This window comes from Desulfoluna sp. CYM3A (genome assembly GCF_056829965.1).
Genome location: NZ_CP186556.1, coordinates 1,560,703 through 1,584,251 on the forward strand (window position 1 = coordinate 1,560,703; position 23,549 = coordinate 1,584,251).

At 59.4% G+C, this 23,549-nt stretch carries 24 protein-coding genes and 1 pseudogene; 19 read left to right on the forward strand and 6 right to left on the reverse strand.

The genetic code is table 11. From position 1 onward, the window contains the following. Positions 1-451 precede the first annotated feature (451 nt). The 8 genes and pseudogenes from ACOYW1_RS08110 to ACOYW1_RS08145 all read left to right on the forward strand — a co-directional run bounded on the left by ACOYW1_RS08110 (position 452) and on the right by ACOYW1_RS08145 (position 7,975). Positions 452-2,971, forward strand: coding sequence for a molybdopterin-containing oxidoreductase family protein (locus ACOYW1_RS08110; protein WP_482422399.1), 2,520 nt, complete (start codon positions 452-454; stop codon positions 2,969-2,971). Beyond that, positions 2,971-3,774 (forward strand): 4Fe-4S dicluster domain-containing protein, encoded by an 804-nt coding sequence (locus ACOYW1_RS08115; RefSeq protein ID WP_482416776.1) that lies wholly within the window; start codon positions 2,971-2,973, stop codon positions 3,772-3,774. Before ACOYW1_RS08110 ends, ACOYW1_RS08115 begins: the two co-directional genes overlap by 1 nt. Further along, positions 3,764-4,381, forward strand: coding sequence for a cytochrome b/b6 domain-containing protein (locus tag ACOYW1_RS08120; protein ID WP_482422400.1), 618 nt, complete (start codon positions 3,764-3,766; stop codon positions 4,379-4,381). Before ACOYW1_RS08115 ends, ACOYW1_RS08120 begins: the two co-directional genes overlap by 11 nt. 180 nt (positions 4,382-4,561) lie before the next feature. Continuing rightward, positions 4,562-4,708 (forward strand): annotated as a pseudogene (locus ACOYW1_RS08125) (GntR family transcriptional regulator); the annotation flags it as partial. 133 nt (positions 4,709-4,841) lie between these two features. Further along, complete coding sequence (locus tag ACOYW1_RS08130) at positions 4,842-5,225, forward strand: FCD domain-containing protein (RefSeq protein ID WP_482423687.1); 384 nt, start codon at positions 4,842-4,844, stop codon at positions 5,223-5,225. Positions 5,226-5,426: 201 nt separating this feature from the next. Next, positions 5,427-5,969, forward strand: a complete 543-nt coding sequence (locus ACOYW1_RS08135; protein WP_482422401.1) for an NAD(P)-binding protein — start codon at positions 5,427-5,429, stop codon at positions 5,967-5,969. Next, positions 5,962-6,855 (forward strand): GMC family oxidoreductase N-terminal domain-containing protein, encoded by an 894-nt coding sequence (locus ACOYW1_RS08140; protein ID WP_482422402.1) that lies wholly within the window; start codon positions 5,962-5,964, stop codon positions 6,853-6,855. The genes ACOYW1_RS08135 and ACOYW1_RS08140 overlap by 8 nt, the downstream gene beginning before the upstream one ends. 82 nt (positions 6,856-6,937) lie before the next feature. After that, positions 6,938-7,975 (forward strand): LacI family DNA-binding transcriptional regulator, encoded by a 1,038-nt coding sequence (locus tag ACOYW1_RS08145; protein WP_482422403.1) that lies wholly within the window; start codon positions 6,938-6,940, stop codon positions 7,973-7,975. A gap of 56 nt (positions 7,976-8,031) precedes the next feature. Here the strand turns inward: ACOYW1_RS08145 and ACOYW1_RS08150 are convergent, their stop codons facing one another. After that, positions 8,032-8,445: a hypothetical protein gene (locus ACOYW1_RS08150; RefSeq protein ID WP_482422404.1), complete on the reverse strand. Its 414-nt coding sequence runs from the start codon at positions 8,443-8,445 to the stop codon at positions 8,032-8,034. Between ACOYW1_RS08150 and ACOYW1_RS08155 the strand changes: the two genes are divergently transcribed. The 5 genes from ACOYW1_RS08155 to ACOYW1_RS08175 all read left to right on the forward strand — a co-directional run bounded on the left by ACOYW1_RS08155 (position 8,422) and on the right by ACOYW1_RS08175 (position 11,644). Further along, entirely contained in the window at positions 8,422-9,750 is a 1,329-nt protein-coding gene (locus tag ACOYW1_RS08155; protein ID WP_482422405.1) for an NCS2 family permease, read from the forward strand. The genes ACOYW1_RS08150 and ACOYW1_RS08155 overlap by 24 nt on opposite strands. A gap of 162 nt (positions 9,751-9,912) precedes the next feature. Beyond that, complete coding sequence (locus ACOYW1_RS08160) at positions 9,913-10,398, forward strand: amidohydrolase family protein (protein WP_482422406.1); 486 nt, start codon at positions 9,913-9,915, stop codon at positions 10,396-10,398. Beyond that, positions 10,398-10,703, forward strand: a complete 306-nt coding sequence (locus tag ACOYW1_RS08165) for a hypothetical protein (protein ID WP_482422407.1) — start codon at positions 10,398-10,400, stop codon at positions 10,701-10,703. Before ACOYW1_RS08160 ends, ACOYW1_RS08165 begins: the two co-directional genes overlap by 1 nt. 1 nt (position 10,704) lies before the next feature. Further along, positions 10,705-11,046 carry an amidohydrolase family protein gene (locus ACOYW1_RS08170; RefSeq protein WP_482422408.1) on the forward strand — a complete coding sequence of 114 codons (342 nt, stop codon included), beginning with the start codon at positions 10,705-10,707 and terminating at the stop codon, positions 11,044-11,046. Beyond that, positions 10,973-11,644 carry an adenine deaminase C-terminal domain-containing protein gene (locus tag ACOYW1_RS08175; protein ID WP_482422409.1) on the forward strand — a complete coding sequence of 224 codons (672 nt, stop codon included), beginning with the start codon at positions 10,973-10,975 and terminating at the stop codon, positions 11,642-11,644. Before ACOYW1_RS08170 ends, ACOYW1_RS08175 begins: the two co-directional genes overlap by 74 nt. Before the next feature lie 292 nt (positions 11,645-11,936). On the opposite strand, the gene ACOYW1_RS08180 is transcribed toward ACOYW1_RS08175, so the two are convergent. Next, entirely contained in the window at positions 11,937-13,001 is a 1,065-nt protein-coding gene (locus ACOYW1_RS08180) for a branched-chain amino acid aminotransferase (RefSeq protein ID WP_482422410.1), read from the reverse strand. Between the two features lie 732 nt (positions 13,002-13,733). On the opposite strand from ACOYW1_RS08180, the gene ACOYW1_RS08185 reads away from it, so the two are divergent. From ACOYW1_RS08185 to ACOYW1_RS08200, 4 genes are read left to right on the forward strand one after another with little or no spacing between them, the layout of a single operon-like run. Next, complete coding sequence (locus ACOYW1_RS08185; RefSeq protein ID WP_218951020.1) at positions 13,734-14,297, forward strand: 2-oxoacid:acceptor oxidoreductase family protein; 564 nt, start codon at positions 13,734-13,736, stop codon at positions 14,295-14,297. After that, positions 14,297-14,602, forward strand: a complete 306-nt coding sequence (locus tag ACOYW1_RS08190; protein WP_218951021.1) for a 4Fe-4S binding protein — start codon at positions 14,297-14,299, stop codon at positions 14,600-14,602. Before ACOYW1_RS08185 ends, ACOYW1_RS08190 begins: the two co-directional genes overlap by 1 nt. 3 nt (positions 14,603-14,605) lie before the next feature. Continuing rightward, positions 14,606-15,799, forward strand: coding sequence for a pyruvate ferredoxin oxidoreductase (locus ACOYW1_RS08195; protein WP_482416767.1), 1,194 nt, complete (start codon positions 14,606-14,608; stop codon positions 15,797-15,799). Positions 15,800-15,811: 12 nt separating this feature from the next. Beyond that, entirely contained in the window at positions 15,812-16,711 is a 900-nt protein-coding gene (locus tag ACOYW1_RS08200) for a thiamine pyrophosphate-dependent enzyme (protein ID WP_482422411.1), read from the forward strand. Between the two features lie 113 nt (positions 16,712-16,824). Here ACOYW1_RS08200 and ACOYW1_RS08205 read toward each other — a convergent pair whose 3' ends face one another. Next, complete coding sequence (locus ACOYW1_RS08205) at positions 16,825-18,441, reverse strand: DUF711 family protein (protein WP_482422412.1); 1,617 nt, start codon at positions 18,439-18,441, stop codon at positions 16,825-16,827. A gap of 57 nt (positions 18,442-18,498) precedes the next feature. Further along, positions 18,499-19,050 carry a glycine cleavage system transcriptional repressor gene (locus ACOYW1_RS08210; protein WP_482416765.1) on the reverse strand — a complete coding sequence of 184 codons (552 nt, stop codon included), beginning with the start codon at positions 19,048-19,050 and terminating at the stop codon, positions 18,499-18,501. 735 nt (positions 19,051-19,785) lie between these two features. Between ACOYW1_RS08210 and ACOYW1_RS08215 the strand changes: the two genes are divergently transcribed. Both ACOYW1_RS08215 and ACOYW1_RS08220 read left to right on the forward strand, forming a co-directional pair. Further along, positions 19,786-20,340: a DHH family phosphoesterase gene (locus ACOYW1_RS08215; protein WP_482422413.1), complete on the forward strand. Its 555-nt coding sequence runs from the start codon at positions 19,786-19,788 to the stop codon at positions 20,338-20,340. A gap of 127 nt (positions 20,341-20,467) precedes the next feature. Then, entirely contained in the window at positions 20,468-21,094 is a 627-nt protein-coding gene (locus ACOYW1_RS08220; RefSeq protein WP_482423688.1) for a CBS domain-containing protein, read from the forward strand. Positions 21,095-22,343: 1,249 nt separating this feature from the next. Here ACOYW1_RS08220 and ACOYW1_RS08225 read toward each other — a convergent pair. Next, the gene (locus ACOYW1_RS08225; RefSeq protein ID WP_482422414.1) at positions 22,344-22,901 is read right to left on the reverse strand and encodes a cob(I)yrinic acid a,c-diamide adenosyltransferase; all 558 of its coding nucleotides are present in this window, start codon (positions 22,899-22,901) and stop codon (positions 22,344-22,346) included. A 129-nt stretch (positions 22,902-23,030) separates the two neighbouring features. Further along, on the reverse strand, positions 23,031-23,420 hold the full coding sequence (locus ACOYW1_RS08230) for a response regulator transcription factor (RefSeq protein ID WP_482422415.1): 390 nt from the start codon (positions 23,418-23,420) through the stop codon (positions 23,031-23,033). Positions 23,421-23,549: the final 129 nt, after the last annotated feature.

Below are 23,549 nucleotides of genomic sequence, written 5' to 3' on the forward strand. Positions count from 1 at the left end.
GCTTTGGCTCCCTGTTGAATCCGTTAAGGGGGCCAAAGGACGACGGGGCGTTTTTTTTGCTACCCGCTCACCGGCGGGCCGAGTGCATTCATTCCCTCCATGACCATCCTTTCTCGTTATTTCTTCTTTCTACCTGTTCCCTTGTCACTCTCGAAAAGAGGACGGCGCTTCAATGGCACCGGAAGAAGGGTGTTGCTTTTTTGCCCCTGAGTAGATAAAAAATAAACTTCATATTCTGCTTTTCTCAGTAAAAAATATCTGTCTATTGCTTCTCGCGATTTTTTGCGATGTGTAACCCGGGAGGCCTCTTTCCAGCTGTATCCCTCGTTAGGAAACGAACAAGTCAATGTGGGTGGCCTTCGATTACAGAGGGCGGCGTGCCGTTCCTTGGGGTTTGTGTTGCTTTGTGTATGCCGCTTCAGCACTCCATTTATTGAGGATACCAAGACACATGGATAAACGAACGAAGCTGTCCAGAAGGGATTTCTTCAAAGTCTCTTCGGCCCTGGGGGCCACCGGGGCTTTACTGGCGGCAGGGCAGGAGGCGGCGGCCACGTCACTGCATGTGCCGGATTCCGAATACGCACGGGAAAAGGGCGTTCCGGTGCTCTGTCAGATGTGCGCTCAGCACTGCCCGGCAACCGCCTGGGTCAAAGAGGGCAAGGTGGTTCGCCTGGAGGCGAGCAGGGTCCATGAAAATTGGGGGACTTGCGGGCGTGCACGGGCTGCGGTGAGTGCCCTGTACAGCGAGGATCGCATCAAAACCCCCCTGATCCGAATCGGAGAGCGAGGCAAGGGCGAATTCAGGAAAGCGAGCTGGGACGAAGCCCTGGACCTGGTGGCCGGGAAAATGAAGGCTCTGAGAGACGCTGGAAAAGCGGACAGGGCGGTTCTTTTCTCCCGCTTTACTTCGGCGGCGAAATACGATGAGCTCTTTTTTAACGTGTTCGGGAGCCCCAATATCGTGGGGTACGGGGACACCTGCTTCAGCGTGGTGTCCAGCAGCTCCAGGGCCATTTTGAACTTCGGGGGGCCGGGTTCCCATTCCAGCGATTTTGAACACGCAGACTACGGCCTGGTCATCGGCAAGAACTTAGGGGGCGCCATCATCGCCCACGGGTGGGGCGCTCAGTTCGGGGACGGGTTGAGGCACGGGCTGCCCCTGACCGTTGTGGATCCCCGGCATCCCAATGAGATGGCCCAGGCGACGGCCGAGTGGCTTCCCATCCGGCCGGGGACCGACTATTCGTTTTTGCTCGGGGTGATCCATTTTGTCTTTAAAAAAGGGTATGTGGATGCGGGGTTCCTAAGCAAAACCAACGCAGATGCCCTCATTGACCCGGAAACCCTGCTTCCTTTTTTTGAAGGCGAAGGCGATTCCCCGGGGGATTACCTGGTGTTCGATACGGCGGAGAACAGGGTGAGGCCTGCCCGGGAAGCCCGCGTTCCGGCTTACGGGGGGACCTATGCCTGGGAGGGGAAAACCGTTCGGCCAGCGTTGGCGCTTCTTCAGGAGAGTGCCCTGGCAAACAGTCCCGAGGAGATGGCCGCCGTATGCGGGATCTCCCCAGAAACCATGGAGTCTGTGGCGGACAGGCTCCACGCCGCGGCTCCAAAGGCCTTTGTGGAGATCGGGTATCGCTTCACCCGGCACACCACGGATTTCAGGGCCCAGGTGGCCATCCAGATGCTCAACCTGCTGCTCGGGCTCTATGGGCAGGAGGGGGGAATCCAGAGGAATCGCAACGCCGGACTCGGGGGGCTTCCGGTGGACTCGCCGGAGCCCGGCGGCACGAGCATCCTTGCCTGGCACAACGCCCATGACCCGGGGCGCTGGGCAGCAAGCCCTGTGGAGGGCCGCTCCACCGTGGTCAAAGCCTTCCTTGAGAAGAAACCCATGGTCCCGGAGCTTCTTTTCTTCTGGGGCCAGGACCTGGTGGGAGGCACGGCCGGCGGCGCGGATGTGGTGAAGATGATGAAGGAGGTGGAGACCATCGTGGCGGTCTCCCCGTTCTGGCAGGACAGCGTCATGTTTGCCGACGTGATCTTGCCGGGCTGCACCTTTCTGGAGCAGGACCAGCCCCTCTATACCGGCTACAAATCCCTGATCCCGGTCATCGGAGTGAATCGAAAGGCGGTGGACCCGGTGCTGGGAAGCCGGGATGGGTATCGGATCCTCTGCCAGCTCGCCAAACGGGTGCTGGAGCCTGAAGAGTACGATGCTTATTTTCTTCACCTGGAGAAAGAGGGGCTCATGCCCCTGTGGCGCAGTCAGTTCAAGGGCATCTCAGGGCTTACCCCGGACGAGGCCGCGACCCTGCCAGACTCCGTGGAGGCCCTCCTGGAAAAGGGGAGCTGGGGCGGGTCCCGCACCATGGCGGACCATGCCCCCAAGAGCCCCACGGGAAAACACGAGGTCTACAGCTTCTGGCTGGCTGGTATTCATCACCGCCTGGCCACGGAGCATCCGGACTATGGGGCAAGAGATCACGCTTCCCCGTTGTTTCCTCATCTGACCTGCCGCTGGTACGGGAAGAAAAAGGCCCTGGGAACCGACGAGTTCATTCCGGCCTCGGGCTTTTCTCCCCTGGGGTCGTTCTGCGGTGGACAGACCCGCAACAACCCGGTGCTGGTTCCCCTCCATGACGACATGGGCTATGCAAATGTCTTCATCAACGTAGCCCGGGCCCGGAACCTGGGCGTGTCCGAAGGGGACACCGTGGAGGTGTGGCTGGAAGACTACCCCGAAGAGCGTCAGCGGGCCGTGGTCTCCCTGAGCCGTACGGTTCATCCCGATGTGCTCTTCTACTACCACGGCTTCGGCAGGGGGTGCATGCAGACACCTGAAAAACTTCGGTTTGCTCGCCATGACGGTCTGAATATCAATCATTTCGGACGGCTTCAGTTTTCTCCGGGGGTCGCCGGACATCTTCCCCAGGATGTAATCCTTAAATTACGGAGGGCTTCCTGATGCGTCACCTGATGCTGTACGACACCCTCAGCTGCCTGAATTGCTTTGCCTGCATGAGCGCATGCTCGGCGGAAAACCGCATGCGCATGGCCCGGGATGAGGGCATCCACATCGAACGCTCCTCAAACGCCCTTCTTCCAGAGACCTTTTACTTCACACCGGTCCGGCGGGAGGTGGGGGCGTATCCCAAGGCCCGGGTGGTGGTGGCCTTTCATCATTGTCGTCATTGCGAGCATGCCCCCTGTCTTGCCAATTGCCCCTCCGGGGCCATTGAGCGTCGCCCGGGTGGCCAGGTTGTGATCAACGCCTCCGCCTGCATCGGCTGCCGGACCTGCATCGATGTCTGCCCCTATGATGTGCCCCGCTACGATCCCGTCTCCAACACGGCAAAAAAGTGCATCGGATGCTACGACCGCGTGGAATCCGGCAGGCAGCAGGTTTGTGTCTCCGCCTGTCCGGCCGGGGCCCTTGTCTCCGGGTCGGAAGCGGAGGTGATCGCCGAAGGGGAAAAGCGCCTGGCCCGCTATGCCGAGAGGCTGGGCGGGGAGTACATGCTCTACGGCAAGGAGGCGGTCAACGCCACCGTGGGGCGCACCGGCTGGCTGACCCTGGCGCCGAAGGCCCTGGCCGAGGCGTACCTGTTGCCGGAGAACCCCGTGAAGCGAACCATGGCCGCCAGGCAGGGCAGCAAGACCCTGGGGACCATGGGGCTGGCCGGTATCGGCGCCGGTGCGGCCCTTCACTCCCTGCACTGGCTCAGCGCACGGAAAAAGAAGGTACGGGAGGAGGAGCATGGAGAGTAATACCGAGACGTATATTACGGCGTTTAGTGGCATGCAGCGGTGGTTTCACAAACACATCATCCATTTTATGGTGCTGTTTTTCATCACGGGGCTCCCCGTCTTTTCAACGAACTTCAGCTTCCTGGCGTCGATGTTTTCCGCACCCCACGATGCCATCAGCTTTGCCGGGGCAGGAGGGCCCGCCCTTGGGGAAACCCCTGCGGATCGTCTGGCCGGAGGCCTGCAGGTGGCCAGGATCCTTCACCGGGTTACCGCGCTCTTCTTTGTCTTGACGGCCCTGCCTTTCTGCCTCACCATGCTGGCTTCCGTGCGAAGATGGAAGATCTGGCCGGAGCAGAGCTGGGGCCCCCGTGCGCTCTTCCGGGGGCTGAGGGAGCTGTGGACGACCTATGTGCGCCTGGAACATGGTCGGTTCGGCAAGTTCAACACAGGCCAGAAGGGGTTTGCCTGGCTCATGATCCTTGCGGTTGCGGCCATCACCGGAAGCGGGATGGTTCTGATGTTCCGGGATCTCTTTTCCCAGGCATTTCAGGAGCAGGCCCGGTTTGTCCATGCCGTCTCCTTTGTTATTATTTCCCTGTTGCTGCCTGTTCATATCTATCCCTGATTCCCATGAACCGCCACGGGCTGCGGGCGATTTTCAGGGACGGCTTGATGAGCGCAGACGCGGTTCGGGAACATCACCCCCTCTGGTATGAAGAGCTCAAGAGGGAAGGTCGCCTGTAAGGCCCAATGTGCCATCACGATCTATTGCACCACACCACGTCAACCATTCCAGTGGAGGGCCATGGAAGCCGGGAAACCTGAAAATTTGTCCGATCGCATCGCCACTTACCTTACTGAGAAGATCGTGCGCCTGGAGCTGGCGCCTGGGGAGTGGGTCCGTGAACAGGCCATCGCCGGTGAATTGGGGGTGAGTCGTTCCCCCATTCGAGAGGCGATTCGTAAGGGGGCTGGTGGAGATCGTGCCCCGGTGCGGGGCGCGGGTGAGCCGGGTGACCGAGGCGGTGATCGAAGGGCACGCCGATGTCCTCCAGGTCCTCTACGGCCTGGTGGTGCGCCGCTGAATCGAACGGTGCGGTGAGTCTCACCGCATGCAGTTGGTCCACGCCTACGAACAGATGGCGGCCGCGGCTGAAAAGGGGGATGCCGGCGGCGTCTATGATGCGATTTTCAGTTTTGCCGCCGTCGGTCTGGAGACCGTGGAAAACCCGGTTCTTGCAAGGATCCTCCAGGGGTTGATGCCCAACGCCCAGCGGTTGCAATACCTCTCCCTGGTGGTGGACCGTAAACGATACCTTGCGAAGCTGTCCTATTTCAAAACCATTGTGGAGAGCCTCGAAGCGCGGGATGTGGAGAGGGGCGTCCAGGCCATGGAGGCCTATGTGGCGTCGGAAAAGGCTTACGCCCTGGCATCCTTCGGGGCGTCATCGGCGTCACGGTTGAGATGATGAGAACACGCCGCGTATCCTTTGCTGGTCGAAAGGGTGGGCGGCGGCGTTGTTTTCGGTGGGTGGACCGATAGTTGTTGATGGCTCTGTAAATCCCTGAAAGGCTGTAAAATAAACAGTGTTGATGAGTGTTGACAGGTGTCTTGTCTCTATGTATCAATGACGGTTGTGGATTGTCGACAATTTTAACAGGGAGGCGTTATGGAAACCATGAAGACACAGGCCGATGTGATTGTCGTGGGAACCGGCCCGGGTGGAGCCACCGTCGCCAGGGAGCTGACGGCACAGGGGAAGGATGTGCTGATCCTGGAATGGGGTGATTACAAACCCGTCAAGGGGACCTTCTCTCAACTGGTGAAAAATGCCGGTATTCCAGGTAGAAATATCCTGTTCAGCAACAAGACCCTCCTTGGTATGGTCCGGGGCATATGTACCGGCGGAAGTTCCATGTTTTACTGCGCCACCGCCTTTGACCCGCCCTTTGAGATGCTTGAGTCCTATGGAATTGATATCCGAGGGGAGGTGGACGCGCTGAAGCGGGAACTCCCCATCGCCCCCCTGAAAGACGAACTCATGGGTCCCGGTTCCCTGAGGCTGATGGAGAGCGCCCGTAACCTGGGCTATGAGTGGAACAAATTCAATAAGCTCATCGATCAGGAGGCCTGTCGGCCCGACTGCCTGAAATGTACCTACGGCTACTTTGCCCTACGGGGCCAAGTGGACTGCCCGCGATTACGTGGATGAAGCCGTTGAACAAGGGGCGACCCTGGTCAACGGGGCCAAGGTGGAGAAGGTTATCTTTGAAGGGGACACCGCCATCGGCGTGATATACAAAAAAGGCTTTCAAACCCATTCGGCTTACGCCGACAAGGTGGTCCTCTCCGCGGGGGGCATCGGATCGGCGCATATCCTTCGGCACAGCGGGCTCTACAGCGCAGGGTACGATTTTTTCTTTGATCCCCTGGTGATGGTCTTCGGCTCTGTGGACGGCCTGGGCAGCAAGGGCGAGACCCAGATGACCGCGGGTGTCCACATGGAAGATGAGGGGTATCTCATGGTGGACCTTCACTTTCCGACCCCGGTCTTTGCCGCCCAGATCGCGCCGAAATTGAAATTTCACCGTATGCTCTCCCGGCCCGATACCCTCATGGTGAGGATCAAGATCAAAGATGAGCTCGGGGGGCGCCTTACCTGGAAAGGGGGCATTCGGAAGAGCATAGGCCCCGGGGACCACCTGAAGATGAAGACGGGAGTGTCCCGGGCAAAGGCCATTTTGAGGCAGGCCGGAGCCAAGGGTGTCTATACGGGCTGGAAGGTGGCCGCCCATCCCGGAGGGACCGTCAAGATCAATCACATGGTGGACTCCGACCTGAAAACACCTCTACGTCTGCGACTGCTCTGTGGTGCCGGAGGCCTGGGGACTTCCTCCGACGCTCACCCTCCTTGGCCTGGGAAGACGCCTGGCAGCTCACCTGGCCTGATTGTCACCTTTCCCCCCCCCTTTTTATGCCTTCCTGTATCCCAAACGGCGCTGACCGGAACGCTAATCGCCTCCGTGCTGCCGTCACAGCCCGGTTTTTTCCCGGGTTTTCCCCCCCATCTTGAACAGTGGCCGTCGCGGCCCCGGTGATCTGTCCCCCAGGAAGATATTGACAGGCACGGAAGCTTCATAGTAGGTGAGGTTGAACGTTTAACCTATTGGGGGAATCACTATGGCAGCAACCATCAAAGAGATCGCCAAACGGGTCGGGGTGTCCATTGCCTCGGTCTCCCTTTACCTGAACAACAAAGAGACGACGCGGGTCAGTGCCTCCACCAAGGAGCGTATCGACAAGGTGGTGGACGAGCTCAATTACCGCAAAAACATCTTTGCCAGCAGCCTGGGGCGACACGAATCCAAGATCACCGGCGTGATTATCCCCACTTCACTTCCCCTGTTCGTCAATGAGTTTACCAACGCCATCCTGGCGGGCATTCAACAGGTCCTCTCGGAAAGGGGATACAGCATGCTCTTTCTGCCCGTTAACGGAGCCTCCTCCGAGGAGATCGTGAAAGACCAGCTTCAAAACAGCGCGGGATGCGACGGGTATTTTCTCTTCAGCACAGGCTTTTGCTCCACCGAGCAGGTGCACCGCAACATCTCCACCCTCCAAAACAGCGGCAAGCCCTTTGTCACCATCAACATCCCGGCGCTGGACCTGCCCGTTCATCAGGTCATCCTCCAGGACCTGGACAAAGCCTCTGGGGCTTCTTTCCTGATCGATCAGGGGCACCGGGAGATCGTTCTGCTCCTGGGCCGCGAGAACGACGTCAACGCCCTGGGAGTGATCGATGCCTACAACGCGTGCTGCCGCGAGGCGGACATCGAGGTGCGCGGGGAGAATATCTGCTACGGGGATTACCAGGCCGAATCCGCCTACCTGGCGATAAAAGAGCGTCTGACCACCGGGCCGACGCCCACGGCCATCTGCTGCATGTCGGACCAGATGGCCATGGGAGCCTATGCCGCCGTTCAGGAGGCCGGGCTCCGCATCCCCGAGGATATCTCCGTCATCGGGCGCAACAACGTCACCTTCTCGCCTTTTCTCTACCCTGCCTTGACCACTGTGGACCTGCACATGGCCGACGCCGGAAAGAGTGCGGCCGAGCTCCTGCTCAACGTGGCCGCAGGGGAGGTGACCTCCACCTGCCACAAGGTGATGATCCGCAGCACCCTGGCAGAGCGGGCGTCGGTCCGGGCTTTGGGATAGGTATCCGTCAAGTTGCAGTACGCTTAACCCGGATATTTCATGAGAAAACGATTGGGCTAAATTAATAAGTTATTATTACGGCTGGTTACTTGGAAATATTTAGATATTTCGTAACTGTTCAGTTGCCTCCGGCGGGTCGCTTTTTTGAAAAAAAACTCCGCAAAAAACGTTTCTAATGCACCCGTGCTTCGTTTTGATCGCCCCGAAGGGCGATCAAAACGAAGCACGGGTGCGAAAATGTTGGAATTGTTTTGGCGAAGCCTGACCTGTTTATCAAACTTTTTAAAAGTTTGGCCCCCGGCAGGGCCGCCGGAGGCTTGTTTTTTTGAAAAACCACATTGAGGTGTATCCAGAGCGGCCCTGCCGAGAGGGATTCGGCGCAAAGGGGCCGTTTTTTCATTTGTTTTACGTGACAGGATTTTTTGTTTGAAAAGGGGACAGTGAGGATGGATGGACAGGGTATAGGCCAAGGGCGGCTCAGCGCCTTTTTTAAGTGTTCCGACTTCGGGACTGATCTGAAAACAGAACTCATCGCAGGGTTTACCACCTTTGCGACCATGGCGTACATCATCGCGGTGGTGCCCGGCATGCTCAGCTCGGGCGGGGTGCCCAAGGGGGAGGCCTTTACGGTCACCGTGGTGATGACGGTGTTGGCGTCCCTTGTCATGGGGCTCTATACGAACCGGCCCTTTATGCTGGGGCCGGGGCTTGGCAGCGTGGCCATTTTTTCCTTTACCCTGCTCAAAGGGGGTGTCCCTTTGAGCATCGCATCGGGCATCGTCTTTATCAGCGGGGTGATCTTTATCCTCGTTTCGGTCTTCGGGGTCCGGGAGTTTATCGTGACGGTGATTCCTCCCAGTGTGAAGGTGGCCGTGGGGGCAGGGATTGGCTTGTTCATTGCCCTTTTGGGGTTCAAGCATGCGGGGATCATCGTGGCCAATCCGGGCAAGAATGTCCTGGTCTTCGGGGACCTCACCTCGGCCAAGGCCCTTCTCTCCATCCTCGGTTTTTTCTTGGTGCTCTTCTTTACTGCCCGCAAGGTCAAGGGGGGCATCATTTTTGCTGTGCTCCTCACCACGCTGGCGGGCATCCCCTTTGGGGTGACCCGGCTTCCTGGGAGCCTGGTGTCCATGCCGTCGGGCATCGATTCCATGATGTTCAACCTCGACATCACAGGGGCCCTGAGCCCGAAATACCTTCCCTATCTCCTGGCGTTCTTCATCCCTGATTTCTTCTCCACCTTGGGGACCCTCCTTGCCGTGGGGGCACAGGCCGGGTATTTGGACGAGAAAGGGGACATGCCGGGTATCGACAAATGTTTTTATGTGGACTCCGGCGCCACCGCCTTCGGGTCCTTTTTTTCCTGCCCGGTGCTCACCACCTACCTGGAGTCCTCCGCCGGGGTGGAGGCAGGGGGCCGAACCGGCTTGACCACCGTGACCGCATCCTTCTTTTTCCTGCTGACCCTCTTTTTCTCGCCCATTGCCCTGATGATTCCGTCCTGCGCCACCTCTCCGGTGCTGATGTACATCGGTATCTCCATGCTGGGCTCCATGCGAAAAATCGACTACAGCGACATGACGGAGTACATCCCCGCCTTTGTCTGTGTGACGGTGACCATTTTCTCCTTTAACGCGGGCAACGGCATCGCAGCGGCCCTGGTGGTGTTTGCCTTTTTGAAGCTCGTCACCGGGTCGGTGCGGGACGCCCACTGGTCGGTTTACGCCATCGCCCTTCTCATGATCTACTATTTCAGGATCATCGCAACTCACTGATATGAAAATGATGTAACCATTCAGCGCGCCTCCGTCAGAGCCTTGGAATGATGGCTTAAGACCTGTTTGTTAAACTTTTCAAAAGGTTGGCCCCCGGCAGGGCCGCCGGAGGCATGTGGGGGTGAATCGTTGCAAAATGATAAGAAAAAGGAGGCGGACACCATGGTTGTGGATGCCCTGTTAAAAGATGCCCTGGTGTTCAACGTTTTTCTCAAGCGGTGGGACCGCTGCGACGTGGTGATTCACCGGGGGCGCTTTTTGTATGTCGGCAAGGTGGAGGACATGGGCTTTGAGCCTGAAGAGACCCGGGACTGTGGGGGAAAACCCCTGATTCCGGGGCTCATCGACATCCACCTGCACATCGAAAGCACCCTGTGCACCCCGGTGCCCTTTGCCCGGGCCGTTGCGGAGCGGGGGGTGACCACCGTGGTCTCCGAACCCCATGAGATCGCCAACGTCTTCGGGATTCGGGGCATCCAGGAGATGATTCGGGCTTCCAGGGGGCGGCGGCGGATGTTTACTACGGGGTTCCCAGCTCCGTACCCGCCACCTCATCTGATCTGGAGACCTCCGGAGGCGTGGTGGGCCTGGAGGAGCTGGACCGGCTTTTTCGGGACGAACCGAAGGTCATCTGCCTCGGGGAGGTGATGAACTGCCCGGAACTCATTGCCATGGGCCCGTCCCGTGCCGCAGAGTTCATCGACTACATGCGCAACGAACAGCCCTTTGCCGCCGTGGAGGGGCACTGCCCCTCCTACAAGGGCCTGGACCTTGCCAAGGTGCTCTACATGGGCGTGGACTCGGATCATTGCCTTCAGGACGTCGAGGGCCTGGAGCAGCGCCTGGCAAACGGCATGTTTGTGGAAATCCAGGAAAAAGCCGTGACCCCGGAGATTGTCGACTGCCTCCTGGCCCACGATACCGACGGGTCTCTTTTGCTTTGTCACCGATGATGTGCCCCCCAACGTTCTGGTGGAAAAGGGGCACCTCGACCATGTGGTGAGAAATGCCCTTGAGGCGGGCATGCCCTTAGAGAAGGCTGTCATCGCCGCCACCTGGTCCCCGGCTCGCCGCATGGGATTTCGGGACAGGGGGGCCATTGCACCGGGCAAGGTCGCCGATGCCGTGCTCCTGGCCGACCGGTCAGCAGATTTTACCGTGGAGGAGGTCTTTAAAGGCGGAGTCCCCGTGTCCTGGTGCCAAACGGCAGAGGCTGGCTGTGGTGAAACCTTTCCCGAGGGATTCTCGAAACGAGGGCATCCGCCTTCCCGAGGAACTCCCGGACACCCTGTTTGAGCTGGCGGCCCCACAGGGTGCTTCAAAAGTCTGCTGCCGCACCATGGAGAAGAACAACCTCACCACCTACACCCGTGAAGGGCGACTCACCCTGCCGGTGGAAGAGGGCAGGGTGTCCTGGGAGGAGGCGCCCTGCAACCTGGCCCTTGTCATCGAGCGCCACACCGGAAAGGCCGGGGCAGGCAAGGGGATCATGACCGGGTGCATCTTTCAAGGGGGCGCCGTGGCCACCTCCTATGCCCACGACAGCCACAACCTGCTGGTGGCAGGGGACCGGGCCTCGGACATGAAGATGGAGTCCGCGCCCAACCAGGGCGGGATCTGCGTGGTGCGAAAAGGGGAGGTGGTGGCCTCCCTGGCCCTTCCCGTGGCAGGCCTCCTCTCCGAAGAGCCCATGCCCGAGATTGCCGACCGGGTCGCCCGGATCCAGCAGGCCATGGAAGAGCTCGGCTTTGTTCACCCCAACCCGCTGATGTCCTTTGCCACCCTTACCCTGCCGGTGAGCCCGGCCCTGAAGCTTACAGACAAGGGCCTCGTGGATGTCCGGAGTAGCACCCTGGTGGAACTGTTCGTAAAGCAGCCTCCGGCGGCGAGGTGAGCCACCTCGAAAAGCCATTGCCTTAGCGCTTTGCCCTTCGTTCCTCAGGGCAAAGCGCTAAGGCCTACGACTCGGGCTTCGCCCGACATGAACGTTGAGGGTTTATGCAGACTGCCTCACACCTCAGGACTGACGCTAAGCGCCTTGATGACCGGAACGTTTTTGCGGAGTTTTTTTCAAAAAGCGACCCGCCGGAGGCAAGTGAATCGTTACCAAAAGGCGGTATCCGAATCATCGGATACCGCCTTTTTTATGTCGTAAGGGTGGCGTCTGCCTCAGCCGTGCGAGGGACTTAGGCCACGGGAACGATCCAGTTCAGGGGATCTTCGGAACGACCGAACTGGATGTCCATGAGGTCGTTGAAGATGCCGGAGGAGATTGGGCCTGCGCCGCCGTCGCCCACGGTGATCTCGCGGTCACCGTATTTGATCTTGTTGACCGGGGAGATGACCGCTGCGGTGCCGGAGCCGAAGACCTCCTGGAGACGACCCTCTTCGTGGGCCTTGAACACCTCGTCAATGGAGATGCGTTTTTCCGCGACTTTTTTGCCCTGGTGGCGGGCCAGTTTGAGCACGGAGTCCCGGGTGATGCCTGCCAGGATGCTGCCGTTGAGCTCGGGGGTGACGATCTCGTCGTCGATGACAAAGAAGATGTTCATGGAGCCCACCTCTTCGACGTATTTGCGCTCCACGCCGTCGAGCCAGAGAACCTGGGTGTAGCCTTCGGCCTGGGCGATCTCGGTGGCGTAGAGGCTGGCCGCGTAGTTGGCGGCGGTTTTGGCTGCGCCGAGGCCGCCGCGGACGGCACGGACGTGTTCCGGGGAGACCCAGATCTTCACCGGGTTGAACCCTTCGGGGTAGTACGCGCCCACCGGGGAGAGGATGATCATGAACCGGTGGGTGGGGGAGGACTTCAGGCCGATGTAGGGGTCCATGGCGATGATGAAGGGACGGACATACAGCGAGGTGCCGGGAGCAGAAGGGATCCAGCCCTTTTCCATGCTGAGGAGGGCCTGGAGGGCCTCCAGGCAGTCGTCCACGTTGATCTCGGGGATGCAGAGGGCGTGGGCGGAACGGTTGAGGCGCTCGAAGTTGTCGCGGGGGCGGAAGAGCTGTGCGGAGCCGTCTTCCTTCTTGTAGACCTTCAGGCCTTCGAAGATGGTCTGGCCGTAGTGGAGGACCATGGTGGCGGGGCTCACCTCAAAGGGACCGTAGGGCACGATGCGGGCGTCGTGCCATCCGATGCCTTCGGTGTAGTCCATGCAGAACATGTGGTCGGTGAAGATGGTCCCGAATCCCAGGTTGGATTCATCGGGGTGTGCCTTGGGCGTGTCGATTTTGTTGATGGTGATATCCATGGAAGACCTCAAAAAAGTCATGGCAATGGCTGTGACATGCGCGGCCATTGAAGGTTGATATATCAGTATGGCGAAACGCCATGCAGAGTGAACCGTGTGTCGGGGGCAGGGCAAGGGTTGCAGTGACAGGTAAGCCGTATCGGATTTTGAATCATGTCCTTGAAAATTGATGATTTTCAGGGACGGCTCGTCACGCAATGTCTTTGCCGGGTGCCTCAATATGTTTCGGATGCGCAGAACGGACAGGCTCTGGCCATGGGCCGGGGTAGAGGACCAAACGGCTGGGTGTCGAATCGGTCTCGGCATGGTGACGCCTTGAGCGGCAAGTGCGCACAGGTTTTAAAATTTAGATAGCGGTATCCGAGGGGTAAATCAAGAAGAATGTGGCCAATGTCCTTGAAAAACGCATATTAACAAAGTTTTCGGCCTGGGACGGACCAACTTGTGCAAAGGGGCTTGACAAGGGAATTTGGTTTGCGATATTGCTTCTTGATTGATCTTGACGTTAACGTCAAGTGAAAGGCAGCCCAAGCAATGTGAAAGGATACGGCAGCTCCCTGATTCAGCACGCTTTTCCGAGGGTAGACGGAAGGACGGCGCAGGTGGTATCGTATCCCCCTGGCCCGGAATGATTCCGGGTCGGATATCTTTGGATATTCTGCACCTTCCCGGGCGCTATCGGGCAGGTGCCAGGCATGATCAAGGCACATCACGTGCTGAAAGTGGTGAAACATGAGACAGGACATCATTGAAATCCGTTGGCACGGCCGGGGAGGTCAGGGTGCCATCACAGCCGCCAAGGTTGTGGCCAACGCCGTGTTCAAGGCAGGCTACAAAGGTGTGGTTATGGCCCCCACCTTCGGAACGGAGCGCAGGGGAGCCCCCGTTTTCACGTCCCTGAAGATCTCCCGGGAGAAAATCTACGATCTCTCTCCCATTGAAACCCCGGATATGGTTGTGGTTCTGGACCACACCCTCCTTGAGGAAGTGGACGTCACCCATGGCCTGAAGGACGGGGGGCAGATTATCCTCAACACCCCGAAAGCCATAGACACCTACGACTTCGGCGCCCACAAACTCTCCATCTCCGATGTGACATCCCATGCCCTGGAGGCCGGCCTGGCCCCCGGCATCGTCAACACCGGGATCATCGGTGCCTTTGCCAAGGCCACCGGTCTGGTGAGCCGTGACCTTTTGAGGGAAGCCATCCTCAACGAGTTTTCCGTCATGAAGCCCGAGGAGAACGCCCGGGCGGCCGCCCTTACTTATGATCGCACAGTCATCGGAGGTGCCTGATGTCCAAAGACGCATTCTGCAACATGATCTCTGTCAGTGAACCGGGCCCCGGGGACGGGGGCAACACCGGATCCTGGCGGGTGGTTCGTCCCGTCATCGATACGGAGAAGTGTATTCCCGCCAAAACCGGGAAGCCGTCGTGTTTCAACTGCTGGCTCTACTGCCCCGACGCGGTGGTCACCAAGACCATTCCGCCCACCATTGATTATACCTACTGCAAGGGGTGCGGCATCTGCGCCGAGGAGTGTCCCGCCGGGGCCATCTCCATGGTGCCCGAGGCGAGCTTTACCAAGGAGGAGAAATAGACCATGCATGTGATTGAATCAGGCAACGTGGCTGCCGCAACTGGGGTCAAACTGGCGAGGACCCAGGTAATCGCCGCCTACCCCATCACGCCGCAGACCCCTCTGACGGAAAAATTGTCCGAGTTCGTCGAGTCCGGTGACCTCCCTGCCGAATACATTCCCGTGGAGAGCGAGCACAGCGCCATGGCCGTGTGCATCGCCTCCTCCACCGCAGGGGCCCGCTCCTTTACCGCCACCAGCGCCAACGGCCTGCTCTACATGAACGAGCAGCTCCACTGGGCGGCAGGGGCCCGTCTTCCCATCGTCATGTGTGTGGCCAACCGCGGCGTGGGCGCGCCCTGGACCGTCTGGAACGACCATCAGGACACGGTGAGCCAGCGTGACCTGGGCTGGATTCAGCTTTACTGCGCCGACCACCAGCAGATCCACGACACGGTGCTCAAGGCCTTTAAGCTGGCCGAAACCGTGAGCATCCCCGTTATGGTGTGCTACGACGGCTACCTTCTGTCCCATACCTACATGCCCTTTGACGTGCCCGAGCAGGAGAAGGTGGACGCCTTTCTGCCCGGCTTTGAGCCCACCCATTTCCTGAACCCGGAGAAGCCCCGGAACTTCAACACCGTGACCCTGCCGGACGTGCGGCCCGACCTCCACGGCAACACGGCCCCCGGTTACATGGAGATCCGCAAGACCCTGCACACGGACCTGCGCGCGGCCCTTTCCGAGATCGAAAAGATCGACGGGGAGTTCGGCGAGATCTTCGGCCGTGGCGGAGAGCCCTTCCTGGAGCCCTACCGCTGTGAGGATGCCGACTACGTGGCCTTCTGCATGGGATCTCTCTCCTACCAGCTCCGCGACGTGGTGGATGCCATGCGGGAAGAGGGGATCAAGGTGGGTGTCATGGGCCTGAAGGTCTACCGGCCCTTCCCCGACGCCGCCGTGCGCGAGGCCCTTTCCGCGTTCAAGGGCGTCATCGTGCTTGAAAAGGCTCTCTCCTACGGCAACCAGGGCGCTCTCTATGCAGACGTCAAGTCCGCGCTCTACAGCGCCGAGACCCGGCCGTTCGTGCACAACTACATCGTGGGCCTTGGGGGCCGGGAGATCAAGACCCAGCACCTGTACGACGCCCTGACCGAATCCATCAACAAAGAAGCCGCTGTCGGGGATGAACCCCGGTGGATCGGCCTGAAGCTGTAGAGGGTGGCTGCCATGGATAATGACAAGAAAACAACGATTTTGAGCCTGACGGATGAAGAGATCATGAATCCGGGCAACCGCGCCTGCTCCGGCTGCGGTCTGGGCATCGTGTACCGCACCGCCCTGAAAGCCCTGGGCAAGGATACGGTGTTGGCCGTTCCTCCCAGCTGTCTGACTGTTCTCCAGGGGCTCTACCCCGTGGCCTCCACCAAGCTTCCTTGCGTGAACGTCACCTTTGCCTCCACGGCCGCGGCCGCCACCGGCGTACGGGCCGCTCTGCGCGCCACCGGGCGGGATCACTTGAATGTCGTGGCCTTTGCCGGCGACGGCGGCACCGGGGACATCGGCATCCAGGCCCTCTCCGGCGCCTGCGAGCGCGGTGAGGACATCATCTACATCTGCTATGATAACGAAGCCTACATGAACACCGGTGTGCAGCGTTCCGGCACCACCCCCAAGGGCGTCATGACCACCACCACCCCCATCAAGGGCAAGCTCCAGCACAAAAAGGACGTGCCGAGCATCATCGCTGCCCATGGGATCGATTACGTGGCCACGGCCTCGGCCGCCTACCCCCTGGATCTCTACGACAAGGTGAAGAAGGCCGCCTCCATGAAGGGCGGGACCCGCTACATCCACGTCCACACCCCGTGCCCCTCGGGCTGGGGCTTTCCCACCCGCAACACCGTGAAGATCGGCAAGCTGGGGGTCACCACCGGCCTGTTCGACCTCTACGAGATCGTCAAGGGCGAGTTCTCCCTTACCGGTGAGTCTGCTAAGTGCGTGGGCAAAGAGCGCACCCCCGTCACCGAGTACTTCCAGACCCAGCGTCGCTTCAGCTCCCTCTCCGATGCGGTAATCGAAGAGATGCAAGGCATGATCGATTCGAAGTGGGCCAATTATACGGCATAGACCCACTCGAACGACTGTGAAACAAATTAACGGGTACCCTTCGGGGTGCCCGTTTTTTATTTGGGGGAGAGGGGCGGTGATTTGCGCGGCGAAGGCGGTGGGGGGGGCGCACTCTACGGATCAGTAGCCAGGATTGCTGCGGGGGAATGGTAGGGTGCGCCGTGCGCACCGATTGACGAAAGCAGCCTCCGGCGGCCAGGTGGGGGCACTGGAAACCCTATGGCGAATGCATGGAGGCATCCATTATGCCATCGTTCTGGGCATTCGCGTGATGTATGACATGGGGCAACCGTCTTTGCAGGCGAAGACGGATTAAACGTTGGCCTCCGGCAGGGCCGCCGGAGGCCAAATTTTACACCATCCCTTAGTTTTTCAGGCTGTGGATGGGCGCCGGAATGCGGCCACCGTGGAGGACGAAGTCGTTGCGGCCCTGGCAGTTTTTCACGTCGATGATGGTGGCGTGGCCCAGGAGGCCCCCGTAGTGGGCGCTTTCTCCGGCCACTTTGCCGGGCACGGGGATGAGGCGGCAGGCGGTGGTCTTGTTGTTGATCATGCCGATGGCCATCTCGTCGGCGATGATCCCTGCGATGGTCTCCTCGGAGGTGGCACCGGGGATGGCCACCATGTCCAGGCCCACGGAGCAGACGCAGGTCATGGCTTCGCTTTCGATGTTGCAGCCCTTCGGAGGCCTCTTCGATGTTCAGGTCCTCGCTCACCGGGATAAAGGCGCCGGAGAGGCCGCCCACGTGTGAGCTGGCAAAGGCGCCGCCTTTTTTCACGGCGTCGTTGAGCATGGCAAGGGCGGCGGTGCTGCCCGGTGCGCCGATGCTGATGAGACCCAGGCTCTGGAAGATCTCGCCCACGCTGTCTCCCACGGTGGGGGTGGGGGCCAGGGAGAGGTCCACCACGCCGAAGGGGATGTCGAGGGTCTGGGCCACTTCACGGCCGATGAGCTCGCCCACGCGGGTGACCTTGCAGGCTGTGCGCTTGATGATCTCGGCGATGTCACCGAGGCCCAGGTTGGGCTTGGCTTCCACGGCTCGGTCAATGGCACGCTTCACCACGCCGGGGCCGCTGACCCCCACGTTGATGACGGCGTCGGCTTCGCCGGTGCCGAGGTAGGCCCCGGCCATGAAGGGCACGTCCTGGGGGATGTTGCAGAAGACGCAGAGTTTGGCCACGGCAAGGCCGTCCTTGTCGGCGGTGAGGGCGGCCCCGCGCTTGATGGCCTGGGCCATGAGGAGCACCGCGTCCATGTTGATGCCTGCCCGGGTGGAGCCCACGTTCACCGAGGCGCAGATGCGCTCGGTCTGGGTGAGGGCTTCGGGGATGGCTTCGATGAGGGCCCGGTCTCCGTTGGCCATGCCTTTTTCCACCAGGGCGGAGAAGCCGCCGATGAAGTCCACGCCCACTTCCACGGCAATGTCGTTCAAGGTTTTGGCGATCTCAACCATCTGGTCGGCGTTGAAGGGGGCGGCCACCACGGCGATGGGGCTGATGGAGATACGTTTGTTCACCACCTCGATGCCGTATTTGTCTCCGATGGCGTTGCAGGTGGCCACAAGGGGGCCGGCAAGGCGGGTGATTTTTTTGCGCAGGTTGGACTTGAAGGTCTCCAGGTCGTGGCTGGCGCAGTCAAAGAGGTTGATCCCGAGGGTCACGGTACGGACGTCGAGGTGCTCGTATTTGAGCATCTCCACGGTGGATATCAGTTCGTTATCGCTAAGCATGGTCTGTTCCTGACATGTTTTTTTGCTTCATTGTAAAAAGACGGCGGTGGTTCACACTCAAATGCGGTTCACCGTGTCGAAGATGTTCTTGTGCTGGAAGGTGAGAGCCAGGTTGAGGCTGGCGGCCTTCTCCTTGAGGGTGGCGGAGAGAATGTGCCGGTCCACGGTGTCTGGGACCAGGATCTCGTAGACCATGATGTTTCGCTCCGGGTTGTCCCCGCCTTCGAACACGGCCGTCAGGTTGATGATGTTGACGCCCGCTTCAGCGATGACGTTGGAAATGTCGTACACCAGCCCCTTGCTGTCCGGTCCGATGGTGGTGATGATGAAGTGCTCGCCTTCACACTCGACCTGGGGTGCGTTAACGTCCAGAGGGCTGATGTGGACCTGGAGGCCATCTTCCTGAAAGGCGCCGTTGAATGCCTCGGTGACCGCTTCCAGATCGGTACCCGCCGGCATGGAGACAATGTAAAGACCCGCAAATTCGGACTGAAGGATGGTCTGGCTGACATTTTCTATGTTGCAGTCCAGCTGCAGAAGAACCCGGGCCACCGATGAGACGATGCCGGGCCGGTCTTTTCCGATTACCGTGATGATGATCTTGCTCATGTGCACAACCTGACTCTGTGATGTTGGTGTGGCCGCCCGAAGGGTCGGTCACCGTAAGAAAATGGGCTGTCGGGAACGTCTCGTTCCGTGCCTTTCGGCAAGATATGGGTTTGTGATTGCGTAAATCAGAAGCCCGATCCGTGATTTCAGCCTTGAAATATCAATCGCGTCGTTCCCTTCGGGTTGACACGATGTGTGTTATGTACCATGAACCCACCAGCATGAACACCATTATTATTACCAAATAGCGGCTTTTCGGGGTGGCGGGGGCGGGGGGCGCAAGGGGAGTGGCCTATGGCGTTGCGGAAAACCTCAATGGCCGGGCTGTGATTCGAGACTCCCTGCTGTTTCAAGGGCCAAATGCCTCTTTAAACCGAGATTGCTTGGTGGGATAGGATACCTCATGAAAAGTGGGTTGCGTATTTGCGCAGTGGGATGAGGACGGATGCCGGGCCGGGCGGAATCCACGATCCTTATGGAGGAGCTGTTTCTGCGGGCTTTCCTTTTTTGTGGAGGAAATGTTGGGGCAGGGGTTGAAAAATCCGTGATCCTTTTTACAATATGCTTGATACAGTGGGTATAACTTTCATGGATCCATGGGGGAGGCCGGATGCTCGGCAAGGCCTTGAGGGAGATTCATAAAGGGCTCTGCTGTCGGTACGATATGGACGAAACCTAAAGGAAACCATTCAATCCGACCTCTAAAGACTGGAGAGTTGTGGCACAGGAGATACCATGCAGATCGTGACGACCCACAAGGGGACCGACTTTGACGGGTTGGCCTCCCTTATTGCCGCCACCATGATTTACCCGGATGCGGTTCCGGTTCTTCCCAAAAGCGTCAACGCCAATGTTCGGGCCTTCATGGCCATTCACAAGGATCTGTTCGAGATCCTCCACCCACGGGAGATCAATCTGGATGAGGTGACCCAGCTTATTGTGGTGGACACCAACAGCTGGAAGCGCCTGGACGGGTTTGCCCCTCTGCAGGAGCGGGACGATCTCACCATTCATATCTGGGACCATCACCACGGCGGCGACATCAAGGCCGACATGGTTCGAAACGAGGGATACGGCTCTGCCGTCACCCACCTGATCCTCGAACTTGAAGCCCGGCGCATGGTCCTTACCCCCATTTTGGCGACCCTGTTTCTCATCGGCATTTATGAGGACACCGGAAGCCTACCGCCTATCCACCACCCCCGAAGATGCCCGGGCCGTTGCCTGGCTCCTGGACCGAAAGGCCGATCTCTCCGTTTTAAGCGGTTTTCTCAAGCAGGTGTACGGTGAAAAACAGAAATCCGTGCTCTTTGAGATGATGAAGAACCCGGAGAGGCGCAAGGTCAACGGGTACACCCTCTCCTTTGCGGCGGTGCCCATCGAGGGCCATGTGGCCAACCTCTCCGTGGTTGTGAACATGTTCCTGGACCTGGAAAACAGCGACGCGGCCTTCGGCGTCTTCTACGACGGGGAGGGCAGCAAGTGCATGATCATCGGTCGCAGCACGGCCGAGAACCTGGACATGGGAAAACTCATGCGTACCCTGGGGGGCGGCGGCCATCCCGGCGCCGGGGCAGCCCAGTTCAAATCCGATTTCCACAACCCCGATGCCGTTTTTACCATGCTCTGCAACCTCGTGGAGAACGACCAGGTGGCTTCGGTGCAGCTTGGGGATATCATGAGTTTTCCCGTGGTCTCCGTGGAGGCCACCACCCCCATGGAAACCCTGGGCGAGCTCCTTCGGGAACGCGGCTGCACCGGGGTGCCGGTCACCGACAACGGCAGGGGAGAGGTCCCTGGCGGGGTGATCTCCCGACGCGACTTCAAAAAAATCCGCAAGGAAAAGCAACTCAAATCCCCGGTCAAAGCCTACATGAGCCCGTCCGTGGTGGAGATCGAAGCCGAAAAAAGCCCCCTGGAGGCGGCACGGCTCATGATCAAACACGACATCGGCCGGGTGCCGGTGGTGGAAGACGGCAGGATGATCGGTATTGTCACCCGCACCGACGTGATGCGCTACTATTACGACCTCATCCCCGATTAAGCATTTTCATAAAAAAGCAGGCCAAAACTGATGGGAAAACCCGAAAGCCTTTGGCCTGCTTTTTTACCCTCCGGGGGTGAAAATTAGTCGCGGGGTTGGTGAGTTTGTGCCTTTTCCTCCATCGTATGAATCCCAACCCCCCCCCCGTGTCTGCGAAGCGTAGGGTGCGGCCCCCGCACCGCAAACGTAACGCGATGCCACCGCTATCACCACGCCAAAGCCCATCTTAAGCGCCGTAACTCATTGGCTTTCTGGGTAATTGGCGGTGCGCACGGCGCACCCTACGGGACAACGGCCTTTTGCCTCCATGGCGAAAACGATTCCCTGTCCCCACGGCCCCCCCGGTCCCGCCTGAGTTGCGAAGCGTAGGGTGCGGCCCCCGCACCGAAAACTTAACGCGAGACCATCGGCTTTGGCCACATCCAACGCCATTCTACGACGCCGTAACCCATTCGCTTTCTTCGGTAATTGACGGTGCGCACGGCGCACCCTACGGGACAACGGCCTTTTGCCACCATGGCGAAAACGATTCCCTGTCCCCACGGAACTCCCGGTCCCGCCTGGGCTGCGAAGCGTAGGGTGCGGCCCCCGCACCGCAAACGTAACGCGAGGCCATCGGCTTTGGCCACATCCAACGCCATTCTACGACGCCGTAACCCATTCGCTTTCTTCGGTAATTGGCGGTGCGCACGGTGCACCCAACGAGGTATCGGCTTTTTGCCGCCACGACAAGAAACGATTCCCTGTCTCCACGGAATCCCCGATTCCGCCTGGGTTGCGAACGTTTCAGGTCGCCCCGCACCGCAACCGTAACGCGAGGCCATCGGCTTTCGCCACGCCGACACCATTTCAAGACGCCGTAACTCGTCCACTTTCTTTGGTAATTGGCGGTGCGCACCGGCGCACCCAACGAGGTATCGGCTTTTTGTTGGTACGACAAGAAAACGATTTCCTTGGGACCGCCAACCCCCGGTCCCGCCTGGGTTGCGAAGCGTAGGGTGCGGCCCCCGCACCGCAAACGTAACGCGAGACCATCGGCTTTGGTCTATAGCCAATGTCATTTCAAAGCGCCGTAACCCATTCGCTTTCTTCGGTAATTGACGGTGCGCACGGTGCACCCTCCCGAGGTATCGGCTTTTTGTCCGTCGACGAAAACGATTCCTGTCCCACGGACCCCCCGGTCCCGCCTGGGTTGCGAAGCGTAGGGTGCGGCTCCCGCACCGAAAAACGGTACGCAAGGCCAGAGGCTTTAGAAATCTACCCCCGGCTGGGGTTCAATGCCTTTTCTGTAGGCGTGCTTGATTTCTCGGACTTCGCTTGCGGTGTCGGCTCTGTCGATGATTTCGGGGTGGGCGTCCCTGCCGGTAAGGACCAGGTGGAGGAGGGCAGGGCGTTTGTCCAGGAGGGCATGGACCTGATCAAGGTCCACGAGGTTGAGGTGAAGGGCGTTGTTGATTTCATCAAGGATGAGGAGGTCAAAGCGGCCCGAGGCTATTTTGTCGTGGGCAAGGGTCACGGCATCCTGGGCGTTTTTCCGGTGTTCGGCGTGGGAGTATGGGTTGCCTTCGATGCCGCAGAAGCCTTTGCCGGTGGCGGTAAGTTCCACGAGGCCGCCGAGTTTTTTGACCCCGTCCCACTCTCCAGAGTAGAGATCCCCCTTCATGAATTGGATGATGCAGGTCTTCATGCCGTGGCCTGTGGCCCGCAGGGCCATGCCCATGGCACTGGTGGTCTTGCCTTTGCCGTAGCCGGTGATGACCACCACAAGACCGCATCTCTCCTTGGGTTCGAATGTTCTGATCTCCATGGCAGTGTCCTGATGGCATGCATGACACCCAAAGGGGGTGCATTTTGTGTTTCCCCAGCGGAGATACCCCGGGCAACGCCGTTAACACGATGTCGGCTTGCCCGGGGAATCCGTTTTTGTGGCGATGGATTACATCAGCAGCCGCTTGACGCCTGCAACGATCTCTTCGGTGGAATCGGGGCCCTTGGGAATGTAGTCATCGGCCTCCATGGCCCGCCCGTCGTAATGGGAGTAGCGGGTGGAGCCCACGTGGTCGGCCACGGCGGTGAGCATGAGGATGGGAATGCCCTCGTACTTTTCGTCGTTTTTCAACTGGTCACAGACTGCGTAGCCATCCATCTCCGGCATCATGACGTCAAGGACAATGGCATCTGGAGGGTTGGCCTCCACCTTGGCGATGGCCTCGCTTCCGTTGTAGGCCACCTCGGTGAGGAACCCTTCTCTTTCGAGCCTTTTTTTGATGACGAGGGTCATATCGGGTTCGTCATCCACCACAAGAACACGCTTCTTTTCAGTCATGGCAACCTCCTTGATCGGCATGGGTTGATGGCTCAGGTGCGGTCCGGTATCCGTGGTATCCCACCGAGGCCGGTCGCGCCTTTCCGGGCGGTTTCCCGCCCGGCCAGGATGTGGGGTATGGGGGGCAAG